A 13,005-nucleotide genomic window follows, 5' to 3' on the forward strand; every position below is an offset into this window, starting at 1 on the left:
AAGGCGGTCGGGCGGCGGCACTAGATAGTTGTCGGCTTGCACCTGGGCGGATGGACGCAGGTAAAACCGACTGTTATCGTCGGACTTGATCAAAATTTGTGCTATATTGCGCGCCCCGCGAATTTCATCTCGATACTTTTCGTCTCCACATCGGTCATCGCCATGCAAGCAGCCAAGCCGTTATTTGACTATCCCAAGTACTGGGCCGAATGTTTCGGGCCCGCGCCCTTCCTGCCCATGAGTCGGGAAGAGATGGATCAGCTTGGCTGGGATTCCTGCGACATCATCATCGTCACCGGTGACGCCTACGTCGACCATCCGTCCTTCGGCATGGCAATCATTGGCCGGCTGCTGGAGTCCCAGGGCTTCCGCGTCGGGATCATTGCCCAGCCGAACTGGCAGTCCAAGGACGACTTCATGAAGCTCGGCGAGCCGAACCTGTTCTTCGGGGTCGCGGCCGGCAACATGGACTCGATGATCAACCGCTACACCGCCGACAAGAAAATCCGCTCCGACGACGCCTACACGCCGGGCGGCATGGCCGGCAAGCGTCCGGACCGTGCCAGCCTGGTCTACAGCCAGCGCTGCAAGGAAGCCTACAAGCATGTGCCGATCGTGCTCGGCGGCATCGAGGCTTCGTTGCGCCGGATCGCCCACTACGACTACTGGCAGGACCGCGTGCGCAACTCGATCCTGATCGACGCCAGCGCCGATATCCTGCTCTACGGCAACGCCGAGCGGGCGATTGTCGAAGTCGCCCAGCGCCTGTCCTACGGCCACAAGATCGAAGACATCACCGATGTCCGCGGCACCGCATTCATTCGCCGCGACACGCCACAGGGCTGGTACGAAGTCGACTCCACGCGCATCGACCGGCCGGGCAAGATCGACAAGATCATCAACCCGTACGTCAATACCCAGGACACCCAGGCTTGTGCCATCGAGCAGGAGAAGGGGCCGGTGGAAGATCCGCAGGAAGCCAAGGTCGTGCAGATCCTGGCCAGCCCGCGCATGACCCGGGACAAGACCGTGATCCGCCTGCCCTCGGTGGAAAAAGTCCGCAATGACGCGGTGCTCTACGCCCACGCCAACCGCGTGCTGCACCTGGAAACCAACCCGGGCAACGCCCGTGCGCTGGTGCAGAAGCATGGCGAAGTGGACGTCTGGTTCAACCCGCCGCCCATCCCGATGACCACCGAAGAGATGGACTACGTGTTCGGCATGCCGTACCAGCGTGTGCCGCACCCGGTGTATGGCAAGGAGAAGATCCCGGCCTACGACATGATCCGTTTCTCGGTGAACATCATGCGAGGCTGTTTCGGCGGCTGTACCTTCTGTTCGATCACCGAGCACGAAGGGCGGATCATCCAGAACCGTTCCGAAGAGTCGATCATTCGCGAGATCGAAGAGATCCGCGACAAGGTGCCGGGCTTTACCGGGGTGATTTCCGACCTCGGCGGCCCGACCGCGAACATGTACCGCATCGCCTGCAAGAGCCCGGAAATCGAATCCGCGTGCCGCAAGCCGTCGTGCGTGTTCCCCGGCATCTGCCCGAACCTGAATACCGACCACTCGTCGCTGATCCAGCTCTATCGCAGTGCCCGCGCGTTGCCGGGCGTGAAGAAGATCCTGATCGCCTCCGGCCTGCGCTACGACCTGGCGGTCGAGTCGCCGGAATACGTGAAGGAACTGGTGACCCACCACGTCGGCGGCTACCTGAAGATCGCCCCGGAACACACCGAGGAAGGTCCGCTCAACCAGATGATGAAGCCGGGCATCGGCAGCTATGACAAGTTCAAGCGGATGTTCGAGAAGTACTCCAAGGAAGCCGGGAAAGAGCAGTACCTGATTCCGTACTTCATCGCCGCGCATCCTGGCACCACCGACGAAGACATGATGAACCTGGCCCTGTGGCTCAAGGGCAACGGCTTCCGTGCCGACCAGGTGCAGGCGTTCTACCCGTCGCCGATGGCCAGCGCCACGGCCATGTACCACTCGGGCAAGAACCCGCTGCGCAAGGTCACCTACAAGAGTGACGCGGTGACCATCGTCAAGAGCGAGGAGCAGCGCCGGTTGCACAAGGCGTTCCTGCGCTACCACGACCCGAAGGGCTGGCCGATGCTGCGTGAAGCCTTGCTGCGCATGGGCCGTGGCGACCTGATCGGGCCGGGCAAGAACCAGCTGATCCCGCTGCACCAGCCGGCGACCGACAGCTACCAGAGCGCCCGCCGGAAGAACTCGACGCCGGCCGGCAGCCACAAGGTGGCGAAGGAAACCACGACCAAAATCCTCACCCAGCACACCGGCCTGCCGCCGCGTGCCAGCGACGGTGGCAACGCCTGGGACAAACGCGAGCAGGCCAAGGCCGCCGCGTTCGCCCGCAACAAGCAGGCCGCCAAGGAGCGCGCCGACGCGGCCAAGGGCAAAGGCAAGAAGCCGACCCGCAAGCCGGTGGTGCCGCGCTGAGATCAGGCTGCCCCGAGCAGGTTCATCGGCTCAGGCAACCCGATCAAACAGCTGTTGTGCCGTGCGCCCGTCGAAGGCTTCGCGCCAGATGGGCGTATGGGGCAGGCCTTGCTGTTGCTGGCGAATCTGGCTTTCCACGCCCAGGCCGCTTTGTTCCAGGGTTTTCAGGTGCCCGCCCCTGAGTTCGAAGTTGCGCGGTGCGGCATCCTTGCGGGCGTAGTGAAAATGCGCATGCCAGAGTTCATCCCCGCTGGCCTTGTCGCGTATTGAATAGACGTCGAGATAGCTTTTTCTTGTGCCTTTGCCGCGCTCACCCCGGTGTTTTATTTTGCTGACATCGATCTGGTCCTTGTCGATCAGATAGAGCAGACGCTGCACACTGAGTACATTCGGGTCTTTGTATAGCCTGAGCCTGATATTCTCGCCTTCGTTGCGCAGGCCGAGGCCGGCTTGCCTGAGGCTGGCGGCCAGCGTCTGCGCCTGTGGCGCCTCGGTGGCCGGCAAGGCCGCGATATCCGCGGCGTGCTGCTCCAGCCGCCCGGCCCTGGCGTCAAGGTATTCGACGATGTTGCTCGGGTTCTGCCTGGCCTGTTCATCCCGATGGGCGTTGGCCAGATAGGTCTGCACCTGGCCCAGCAGTTGATTGGCCTCATTGAGTCGGGTAGCCGGCAATTTACGCGGCTGTTCGGCAGGTAGCGGCGGGGTCGAGTCCTGGGTCCCGCGCCATTGGCCGTTGACCTGGTGATAGGACTGGAAGGGGACGTCCGGCTTATCCTCTTCGATGATATCGACCAGGGTTTCCCCATTGTCGGTGATGCGTTCCTGGCCGAGCTTGAGGTGATCCTCGCCGCCTCGCCTGACCTTGATCAGGCGCTTTCTCGGGGCCGGCGAATGGCTGGTTGACGGTTGGGCAGGCAGGAAGTCCAGGTCTATGGCGTCGAGACTGGTGGACAGCGCTTCATTGCTGCTGGCCCGCGCATAGCGTTGTTCCAGCTCGGCGACGATGGCGTTGTCGAAACCGCCGACGATATTGGTGATCGCCTTTTGATGAGCGGTCTCCGTTGAGGCTTCGGGGTAGTAGTTCATCGCCTCGAAGCTTTCCCGTATCGCCGAGGTTTGCTCCAGCAGGTTATCGAGCACGGCGATCTGCCTGTCCTCGGGGACCAGCCCGATCTGGTCCAGCGTCACGAATACTTCCCTGAAGCGGGTCATTTCCTGCGTCGCCTCGAAGTGGTAAATGGGCGGCGCGTTCAGATCGACCGGGTCGCCGACTGCCAGCAGATTGCTGAGGGCGACCAGCTTTCCCATGTCGATGGACCGGGGCGTGGCGGGCGTGCCCTGGCTCAACTGCTCGATCCTCTGCTCGGTCTGCCTGCCCGGGGCCAGTTCGAGAAGGCTGGCAATCGCGGCCTGCCGCTGTTCGAGGATGGGCGTTCGTTTCGTCAGGCTCGCCAGCATCTTTCTGTTGAAGTCACGGAACCGTCGCGGTTCGATCAATGGATCTGGCAGGGACGGGCCGGCCTGGGAGATAAAGTTGTCGTCCTCGACCAGGAACAGTCTGGAGTAGTACTCCACCTGGTTGAGTCGCATGGATTGCAGTTCGTTGCGGTAGAGGTCGTCAGCCTGTTTCCTGATCCAGAGTTGCCGGTGGGTTTCGTAGCGTCTGATGTGTTGCTCAAGCAGATTGAGATGGGTGCGCAGGTAAACCTCATGGGCGATCCTGGCCGCCCTGCGGGCGTTGCCGTCAGTCGCCCGGTTGATGGCGTCGAGATGTGAGGATAGCCGCGCCTGGGAGGCTTGCAGCGCGCGGTGGTGGGTTTCCAGTTCGCTGACAAGCTCGTTGTCCCGCTGCTTGAGTGTTTCCAGCCGGCCCATCTTGCGCGGCATGCCTCCCGCCCCGCCCACGACAATCCCGACCCATTGGCCGTCCGCGCGACGAATGATCGGCTCGCTTCTGCCGGGGCGTGTCGCGACATAGCGATTCTCGGGGTCCGTGGCCACCGGATCGCCCGGTTTGACGATACGGTAGACCTTGCGACCCGGGCTGGAGGCCTCGCGATCGTCCATGACCTGGTAGGCGCCACCATCGATGTTCACGTAGCGCTTGCCGGCAAAGTTGTACAGCGACTGCTCGTCGTCGCTGATGGGCAGGTGCTTTTCCTGGCGAAAATGCGCGAGCCGGCCAGGCGTGAGCAGGTACTGGTCGGCAATCGGGAGCAGGTCCTTGAGGTCTTCGCGATGGTCCTCGGCGAGTCGCAGCAGGTCGTCGACCAGACGCTGCGGCTCGTCGAGTCGATAGCCGAGGGCATCACGCCGGGCATCATTCAACGAGCGCAGCAGGCTGCCGGCCAGGTTGTGTTCGGCCGATGGTACGTAGATCAGGCCGCCGGTTGCATCGATACCCATGTAGCGCTCGCCGTTTCTGAACAACCTGAGGGTGGTCGTGGCATCCTCCAGCCCGTAGCTGCGCGAGGGCATTGCCGAGAGGATCGGTCGGCCACTGCTGTCGATTCCCGAGTCGATGCGGATCTGCAGGTGGCCGGGCCAGCGTGGCAGGGTGCACAACAGCCGGCAGAACAAGGCTTCGCTGTCTTCGCCAAGGCCGCGCTCGGCCTTGTCCGCCCAACTGGCCAACGCACTGATGATCCGGCTCTGCTGTCGGGATGCCTGAACCGCCGCCAGCACCGAGGGTTCGAGTCGGCTGTCCAGAGCGATCGCGTGGAGCGAGGAATACTTGTCCACAAGGTCGATGGCCGCCGCCTGGCTCAACCCGGGAAAGCGTTCCCGCAGTACGCCGACGGCGGGCTTGAGAGGCCGTCCGGTTTGGCTGACAGGAGCAAAGGCATGGGCCGGATGGCTTGGTTTGAGTTGTGAGCGCGTCTGGTTGTCGAGCAGGGCCAGGTACAGGGCGTGCTGGTGATTCCGGATATCCGTGGCGAGGGCCTTGCGCAAGTGTGTCAGGCGCTGTCCGAAGGTTTGTTCGGGCCTTGTTGCCGGCGTCTCGCTTATCCAGTTGCGCTGGTTGAGGTGCTCATAGGCCTTCAGGGTTGTTTCCAGCAATGCGCCCGTTTCGCCCGATTTCGGCTCATACGCGGGTCGATAGCGTCCCGGCTGGATTTCGACCAGCATGATCGTCGGTTTCGGCGCGGCATCCGGGCGTTGCCGGGCGGCGTAGCGGCTGAGCGTGCCCGGCGCGCCGCTCTCGATCTGCAGGGGGGCCTGCATCTGTCGGGCGAGCAGGGCGGGCAAGATCTTGTCGGCATAGGGGGGGAGTTCGGCATCGACGGTATCGAGGGTTGTTTGCAACTGATCGAGGCCCTTGCGCACCTGTAGTTCGCCGACGGCCTGGTTCGCTTCCCAGGGAGCCGTTTCGTCGCCCTGCCAGATTTTCTCCAGTTTCGACCGGGAAAGGCCTGACCATTTCATCAACCGACCCAGCTCCTGCTCGTTGAGGGACGGTAGATCGCGCCGCAGCATTTTCTGCAGCAACTGCGTATCGGAGAGTGTGCCGATATCGACCGGCGCCAGTTTCCAGAACCGGGTACCGGGGTCGAACACCATGGCCGGTCTGTAGCGATCGGCATCGGCGTGCATCAGGTGATAACGACCGGTGCCATGGTCCAGCATGACCTCGCCGACCCGGGTCTCGCTGCCGAGCCTGATCTGGACGTAGAACCTGCCGTCTTTCTTGAACAGGCCCCGGGCATCAATCGCCAGTCCGTCGATGGTGCTCCGGGCGAGTGGTGTGTAAGGCCGCAAGTCGCTCAACCAGAGGCTATCACCGGCCGCCTGTGTCACTTTACGAGGCCGGCCCAGGGACTCGATCAGTGTACGGGTGCGTCGGGCCGAAAGGCGTGCGCCGATCGCCTGGATTCGCGCCGTGATGACCAGTTCCGCGACATCGCTGATGGCCTGCACGAACTCCATTTTTTTGCCGCTGGCCAGCTCGGTGCCGGCCACGAGGCTTTGGTAGGCCAGGGTGCCGAGGCTGGCGCTGATCATGAGGTGATTGAGGCCCAGCGCTCCGCCAGGCAGGGGCAGCAGGAGCAGCTCCAGGGTCTCGCTGGCCATCCACTGAAGCGTGTTGATCAGCGTTTGCCAGTCGAGGCTGCGTCGGCTGGTGGCGGTATTGGCGATGTCGGCGATCAGTCTCAGGGATTGGGTCCGGGTCAGTGTCTCCAGCACGGAACTGCGTTGTTCGCGTTCCGGCTGCGGGGTCCTGACCAGATTGATGCGCCGGGCCGGTGGCTCGGTATCGCCAAAGGCCTTGTACAGCCACCGGGCAGGTGTGGTCAGTGCGCTTTCATCGACGCTCGGGGCCTTGAGCTTCCCGTAGAAGTCGGCCTGGTTCATCAACGACAGGGTGCGTGTAAGCCAGGTGATCCGGCCGGTGCCGGCATCCCTGCGTATTTGCTCGCGCAGATCCTTGAGCGCCAGCGCGGAAGTCAGGTGGTAGCGCAGGGCACCACCCGGACGGTCGGGGAAAAAACTGAACACGCCTTGAGGCGCTCCGCGTTCGAAACGCATCAGGCAGAAGGGGAGCGGCAGCGATTGCAGATCGCCGAAATTGGGCAGGTAGTCGCGACCGAAATCAAGGCTGTAGAACTCTGCGCTCATGAGCTGTCTGTCAGCCACGGCCTGCATGAGCTGTTCCACCGAAGGCCGATCGGCGCCGGACAGCATCTGGCGACGCAAGGCTTCCAGGGCGGCCAGTTCCAGACTGGCCTTCTGGTAGGCGCCCAGTTGGTCGTTGATGCGGCCGGTCATTTGTTCATGCAACTCGTGTCTCAGGCGCGCCCCCAGGTCCAGGGAGCGAACGATCGAGATAAAGCGTTCCACGTTCAGCGAGACGCTCTGCGTGGGGTCTTCGCAGACAGCGCTGATGGTGCTGTGTCTCTGGAAATCGAATCCTGAGGGAAACGAGGCCGTGGCCCCGGTGAAAGAGAAATTTTCCCTGGCGGCCTGCCACAAGGATATGGAGATGACCTCCTCTACCGGGGCACTCGGGTCCAAGGCTCTTCGGGGTCTGGTTTTCTGTTGTTGTTCGATGATTCTGTAGATCAGCTCGATCGGATCCTTGGCGTCGGTACGCGGGGGGATCTTCAGGGTTTTCGTATTCAGCCGAGACTTTTCCGGATCGATGTATCGACCGGTTTCCTGGTAGAGGGCCGTGCGCAGATCGTGCCTGGCGCTACGTTCGAAACGGGTCTTGAGCCCTTGCAGCGATTCGGCGAGCTGTTTCTTGAGCCGTGGTTCTTCCCGGCACAGCGCCAGGTAGCGTCTCTGTTCCTCGGGGGCGAGTGGCGCGAGGAAGGTGGTCAATTGCTTGGCGATGGTATCCAGTGCGTCGTGGTCGGACCAGGTGTCACTGGACATCAGATAGTCGCCAGGCAAGTCGACTACGGGGAGGGGGGCGGTTGCGGTCATGAAAATACTCTTTTCAGTGGCGCTGCCTGCATCAGTCAGGGCCAGAAATAGTCAGAGCGTCATCTAAGGGCGGCATGGCCTTGCCAGGGTGTTAGATACCTATTGTTCAACGGCTATTTGATCCTGTCGGCGCTGGTTTGCGGTTCGTGTCAAACGCCTCGTTGAAAGCGGCGTGCGAGCCTGATACTGGCGTTTTGGTTTCTATCGGAGACCTTGTGTGTTTGCTAAGGTGCGGCGAATTTCCCAGCGCTTGATTCAAGGATGAACACTGCATGAGCAACCCGCTCCCTGGCATCGGTATGGATTCCAGCCCTTCGCAGTTCCTCGCCCGTAAACGCATCGAAAGCCAGATCAACCTGCCGCAGCTGTTTGCCGCGATTGACGCCGATCCCGGTATCGTCGGGGCCGGCGTGGTCTATATCGACGCCGATTTCAACGTTGTCACCCTGCGCGAGTTCCAGCCGATCTGCAGCATCAAGCCCAAGCGCATCATCCTGCGCGAGGCGCAGAAGTACATCGCGCCGGTGCAGTTCGCCCAGCAGGTGCAGGACAATCCCCGAGAGTCGCGCCTGGTCGGCGAGGCGATCAATACCACCTTGTCTTGTACCGGAGCGGTATTGGGCTGGATTGTCGTGCTCAGTGGTTCGGTTGCGGTTCCCTTCAGTGCCGGCGCCAGTTCGGTGGTCGTGGCCCTGGGGTATACCGCTGCGGCAGCCAGTTCGGTGCAGTGTTTCGCCGGGAGCATCCGCACTGTGGCGCAAGTGGTCAATCCGGCGTTCAACGATAAGCTGGACAGTGAAGAGTGGTACCAATACGCCTCGATAGGCCTGGATGCAGCCTCTCTGCTGGGCGTGGGCGCTTCGACCCTGACTACCATAAAACTGGTGAAGGTGGCCAAGGCCACGACCGGTAAAAGCCTGCGTGAAGTGCTGCGCGGACTGACGCGCCAGGAACGCTCGAAGTTGACCAGGGAACTGCTCAGCATCAACGATCCGCGGCTGACACCGAAGATGCTCAAGCTCAAGCAGCTGGCTGGAGAACTGCCCAAGCGTTTTACCCCGACCCAACTGAAACATGCCACCGTCACCCAGATCAAGGATTCCCTGGGTGCGGCGATCGGCCTGCTTGGCAGCAGTTTGTCGGGCAATGTCAAAACCATTGCCGTTGGCTTGTACGAGGAGTTGGAGGAGTGATGGACGACCTGAGTCTGCCGCGTTTTCTGGCACGTTATTTCCCGACCTTTATCGGCGGTATTTTCTCGGCGCTGTTCTCATTGGCCTGTGCTATCCCCTTGATGGCAGCGTCCTATTTCGCCGGGGCCTCACTCGGTGAGCAAGCGACCTGGTCGGTCGTGGGCGGCGCGGCGGTGACACTGGTGGTGGTGCACTGCAATTTCATGGTGGTGCGTGGCAGGCCGCAGTGGGTCTGGGGATTGGTCGGGGTACTGGTGGTGTGCCTGTTGGGCGTATTGCCGACGCTCGAGGATCATCCGCATAAAGTCATCTACGCACTGGCTGTGCTGTTTCCGCTATTGGGCCTGCTGCTGCTCAACAGCACGCGTCATCGCGAAATGCGCCGCAAGCTCGTCGACATCCGCCACCAGCGCGAAGCCCTGCGCAAGGCCCTCAAGGTCCGGCGCAAGTCACGCCAGGGCTGATGTCCGGGCGTTCGCCCCGTTTCTGTGCGACTCTCTGCACTACGCCCTCAAGCTGGCGCCATTCTGGTGCTGTGCTTAGCTGAGCGAGCACGACTCACGCCGAAAGCGCAGGACTTGCCCGGGTGGCATAAGTCTTGCGCGCACAGGTATAAGCCCAGGCTCGCAGGAGGCACGCCGTGTCGATCCATGTCGCATTGCACCATGTCACGCATTACCGCTATGAGCGCGCCGTCGAGCTCGGCCCGCAGATCGTTCGCCTGCGTCCGGCGCCCCATAGCCGCACGCGGATTCTTTCCTATGCGCTGAAGGTTGCGCCCGAGCAGCATTTCATCAATTGGCAGCAGGACCCCCAGGGCAACTACCTGGCGCGGCTGGTGTTCCCGGAAAAGACCGACGAATTGCGCATCGAGGTCGACCTGGTCGCCGAGATGGCGGTGTTCAATCCGTTCGACTTTTTCCTCGAGCCCTACGCCGAGAAGATCCCGTTTGCCTACGCGGCCGATGAAAAGCACGAGCTGATGCCCTATCTGGAGAAGCTGCCGCTGACGCCCAGGTTCAAGGCCTATCTCGACGGCATCGACCTGACGCCCAAGCCCAGCGTGGATTTCCTGGTGGCCCTCAACCAGCGCCTGAGCGAGGACATCGGCTACCTGATCCGCATGGAGCCCGGCGTACAGACGCCCGAATACACCCTGGAAGCGGCGTCCGGCTCCTGCCGCGACTCGGCCTGGCTGCTGGTGCAACTGCTGCGTCACCTGGGCCTGGCGGCACGTTTTGTCTCCGGCTACCTGATCCAGCTGACCGCCGATGTGAAGGCCCTGGACGGTCCGTCCGGGACCGAGGTCGACTTCACCGACCTGCACGCCTGGTGCGAAGTCTATCTGCCGGGTGCCGGCTGGATCGGCCTGGACGCCACCTCCGGGCTGTTTGCCGGGGAAGGGCATATCCCGTTGGCCTGCAGCCCCGACCCTTCGTCAGCGGCGCCCATCAGCGGCCTGGTGGAGCCCTGCGAGTCCGAGTTCAGCCACGAAATGGCGGTGGAGCGGATCTGGGAGGCGCCCCGCGTCACCAAGCCCTACACCGAAGAGCAATGGCTGGCGATCCAGTCCCTCGGGCGACAGATCGACGCGGACCTGCTCGAAGGCGACGTGCGTCTGACCATGGGTGGCGAGCCGACCTTTGTTTCCATCGACGATCCCGATGGCGCCGAGTGGAACACCGCGGCCCTGGGCCCGGACAAGCGTCGGTTGTCCGCCGAACTGTTCCAGCGCATGCGCCAGCGTTATGCCCCGCAAGGCCTGGTGCACTTCGGCCAGGGCAAGTGGTACCCGGGCGAACAACTGCCGCGCTGGTCGTTGAATTGCTACTGGCGTCGCGACGGCGTACCAATCTGGCACAACAGCGCATTGATCGCCGACGAGCAGCAAGACTACGGCGCCGACGGCGACATGGCCGGGCGTTTTCTCGCCAGTGTCGCCGAGCGTCTGAAGCTGCCGGGCCGTTTTGTCTTCCCGGCCTACGAGGACAATTTCTACTACCTGTGGCGTGAGGGGCAGTTGCCGATCAACGTCAGCGCCGAAGATCCGCGCTTGGGCGACGAACTGGAGCGCGCGCGCCTGCGCAAGGTGTTCTCCCAGGGCCTCGACAAGGTGATCGGCCAGGTCCTGCCACTGGCGCGCACCGCCGCCAATGATCGCTGGCAGAGCGGGCGCTGGTACCTGCGGGACGCGCATTGCCGGCTGGTGCCGGGGGACTCTCCGCTGGGCTACCGCCTGCCGCTGGCGTCCCAGCCCTGGGTAACGGCGGCGGAATACCCGTTTGTACACCCGCTCGATCCGAACCAGGACCTGCCCGAGCTGCCCGGCACCGAGGCGCTCAAGACCCACGGCGCGCCTGCGCAGACCGACGAGCGTGTACCGCAGATCGATCAGTCGGCGAACTGGCTGACCCGGACCGCCTTGTGCGCCGAGGCACGGGAAGGCCGCCTGTACCTGTTCATGCCGCCGCTGGAGCGGGTCGAGGACTATCTGGAGCTGGTCGGCGCCATCGAAGCCACCGCCGAAGAGCTGCATTGCCCGGTGCTCCTGGAGGGCTACGAGCCGCCCGCCGACAGCCGTCTGGCGAACTTCCGGGTGACCCCGGATCCGGGAGTGATCGAGGTCAATGTGCAGCCGTCCGCGAGCTGGGACGAGTTGGTCGAACGCACCGAGTTCCTCTACGAAGAGGCGCGCCAGACCCGCCTGACCACCGAGAAATTCATGATCGACGGGCGCCACACCGGCACCGGTGGTGGCAATCACTTTGTCCTCGGCGGCGCGACCCCGGCCGATTCGCCGTTCCTGCGGCGTCCCGACCTGCTGCGCAGCCTGATCAGCTACTGGCATAACCACCCGTCGCTGTCCTACCTGTTTTCCGGGCTGTTTATCGGCCCGACCTCCCAGGCGCCAAGGGTGGACGAGGCGCGCAACGATTCGCTGTACGAACTGGAAATCGCCTTTGCCCAGATGCCCGCGCCGGGCGAAGAGTGCCCGCCCTGGCTGGTGGACCGGCTGCTGCGCAACCTGCTGATCGATGTGACCGGCAACACCCACCGTGCCGAGTTCTGCATCGACAAGCTCTACTCGCCGGACGGCGCCACCGGGCGTCTCGGTCTGCTGGAATTGCGCGCCTTTGAAATGCCGCCCCATGCGCGCATGAGCCTGACCCAGCAACTGTTGCTGCGGGCGCTGGTGGCGCGGTTCTGGCGCGAGCCCTATGCACCGCCGAAGCTGGCGCGCTGGGGCACCGAGCTGCATGACCGCTTCCTGTTGCCGCACTTTATCGAGCAGGATTTCGCCGATGTAATCGTCGACCTCAATGCCGCCGGCTACCCCCTGCGTGCCGAGTGGTTTGCCGCGCACCTGGAGTTCCGCTTCCCGAAAGTCGGCGACTACGCGGTCAACGGCATCGAGCTGGAAGTGCGCCAGGCCCTCGAACCCTGGCATGTGCTGGGCGAGGAGGGCGCGGTCGGCGGCACGGTGCGGTATGTCGATTCGTCCCTGGAGCGCTTGCAGGTCAAGCTCAACGGCTTGCCGCCGCAGCGTTACCTGCTGACCTGCAACGGTATCCCGGTGCCGTTGCAGCCGACGGGGCGGGTCGGCGAGTTCGTCGCCGGCGTGCGTTATCGCGCCTGGCAACCGGCCAACTGCCTGCAACCGACCATCCCGGTGCACGCGCCGTTGGTGTTCGACCTGCTGGACACCTGGATGCAGCGCTCCCTCGGCGGTTGCCAGTACCACGTCGCTCATCCGGGCGGGCGCAACTACGAGACGCTGCCGGTGAACGCCAACGAGGCGGAGAGCCGCCGCATGGCGCGCTTCTTCCGCCTTGGCCACACCCCGGGCGTGCTGGAGGTCCCGCTGTTGAAGATCAACGATGAACTGCCGATGACGCTGGATCTGCGCCACACATAAGCC

Annotated in this window: 5 protein-coding genes; 4 read left to right on the plus strand and 1 reads right to left on the minus strand. The window is 63.2% G+C overall.

The window, feature by feature from the left end:
* Positions 1-162 precede the first annotated feature (162 nt).
* Positions 163-2,466, plus strand: coding sequence for a YgiQ family radical SAM protein (locus tag HX851_RS22075; protein ID WP_177064517.1), 2,304 nt, complete (start codon positions 163-165; stop codon positions 2,464-2,466).
* Between the two features lie 30 nt (positions 2,467-2,496).
* Here the strand turns inward: HX851_RS22075 and HX851_RS22080 are convergent, their stop codons facing one another.
* Positions 2,497-7,893 carry a dermonecrotic toxin domain-containing protein gene (locus HX851_RS22080; protein ID WP_177064519.1) on the minus strand — a complete coding sequence of 1,799 codons (5,397 nt, stop codon included), beginning with the start codon at positions 7,891-7,893 and terminating at the stop codon, positions 2,497-2,499.
* Between the two features lie 272 nt (positions 7,894-8,165).
* On the opposite strand from HX851_RS22080, the gene ssp4 reads away from it, so the two are divergent.
* The 3 genes from ssp4 (at position 8,166) to HX851_RS22095 (ending at position 13,002) form a co-directional block, all read left to right on the plus strand.
* The gene (gene ssp4, locus HX851_RS22085; RefSeq protein ID WP_177062732.1) at positions 8,166-9,086 is read left to right on the plus strand and encodes an Ssp4 family T6SS effector; all 921 of its coding nucleotides are present in this window, start codon (positions 8,166-8,168) and stop codon (positions 9,084-9,086) included.
* Positions 9,086-9,550 carry a hypothetical protein gene (locus HX851_RS22090; protein WP_177062731.1) on the plus strand — a complete coding sequence of 155 codons (465 nt, stop codon included), beginning with the start codon at positions 9,086-9,088 and terminating at the stop codon, positions 9,548-9,550. Before ssp4 ends, HX851_RS22090 begins: the two co-directional genes overlap by 1 nt.
* A 176-nt stretch (positions 9,551-9,726) precedes the next feature.
* The gene (locus HX851_RS22095) at positions 9,727-13,002 is read left to right on the plus strand and encodes a transglutaminase family protein (RefSeq protein ID WP_177062730.1); all 3,276 of its coding nucleotides are present in this window, start codon (positions 9,727-9,729) and stop codon (positions 13,000-13,002) included.
* Positions 13,003-13,005: the final 3 nt, after the last annotated feature.

This window comes from Pseudomonas gingeri, assembly GCF_013385635.1.
Taxonomy (GTDB): Bacteria; Pseudomonadota; Gammaproteobacteria; order Pseudomonadales; family Pseudomonadaceae; genus Aquipseudomonas; species Aquipseudomonas gingeri_A.

Bases quoted from the DNA above. Each gene is read 5' to 3' on its own strand.
- HX851_RS22075 (WP_177064517.1), top strand. From the start codon at position 163: ATGCAAGCAGCCAAGCCGTTATTTGACTATCCCAAGTACTGGGCCGAA.
- HX851_RS22090 (WP_177062731.1), top strand. From the start codon at position 9,086: ATGGACGACCTGAGTCTGCCGCGTTTTCTGGCACGTTATTTCCCGACC.
- HX851_RS22080 (WP_177064519.1), bottom strand. From the start codon at position 7,893: ATGACCGCAACCGCCCCCCTCCCCGTAGTCGACTTGCCTGGCGACTAT.
- ssp4 (WP_177062732.1), top strand. From the start codon at position 8,166: ATGAGCAACCCGCTCCCTGGCATCGGTATGGATTCCAGCCCTTCGCAG.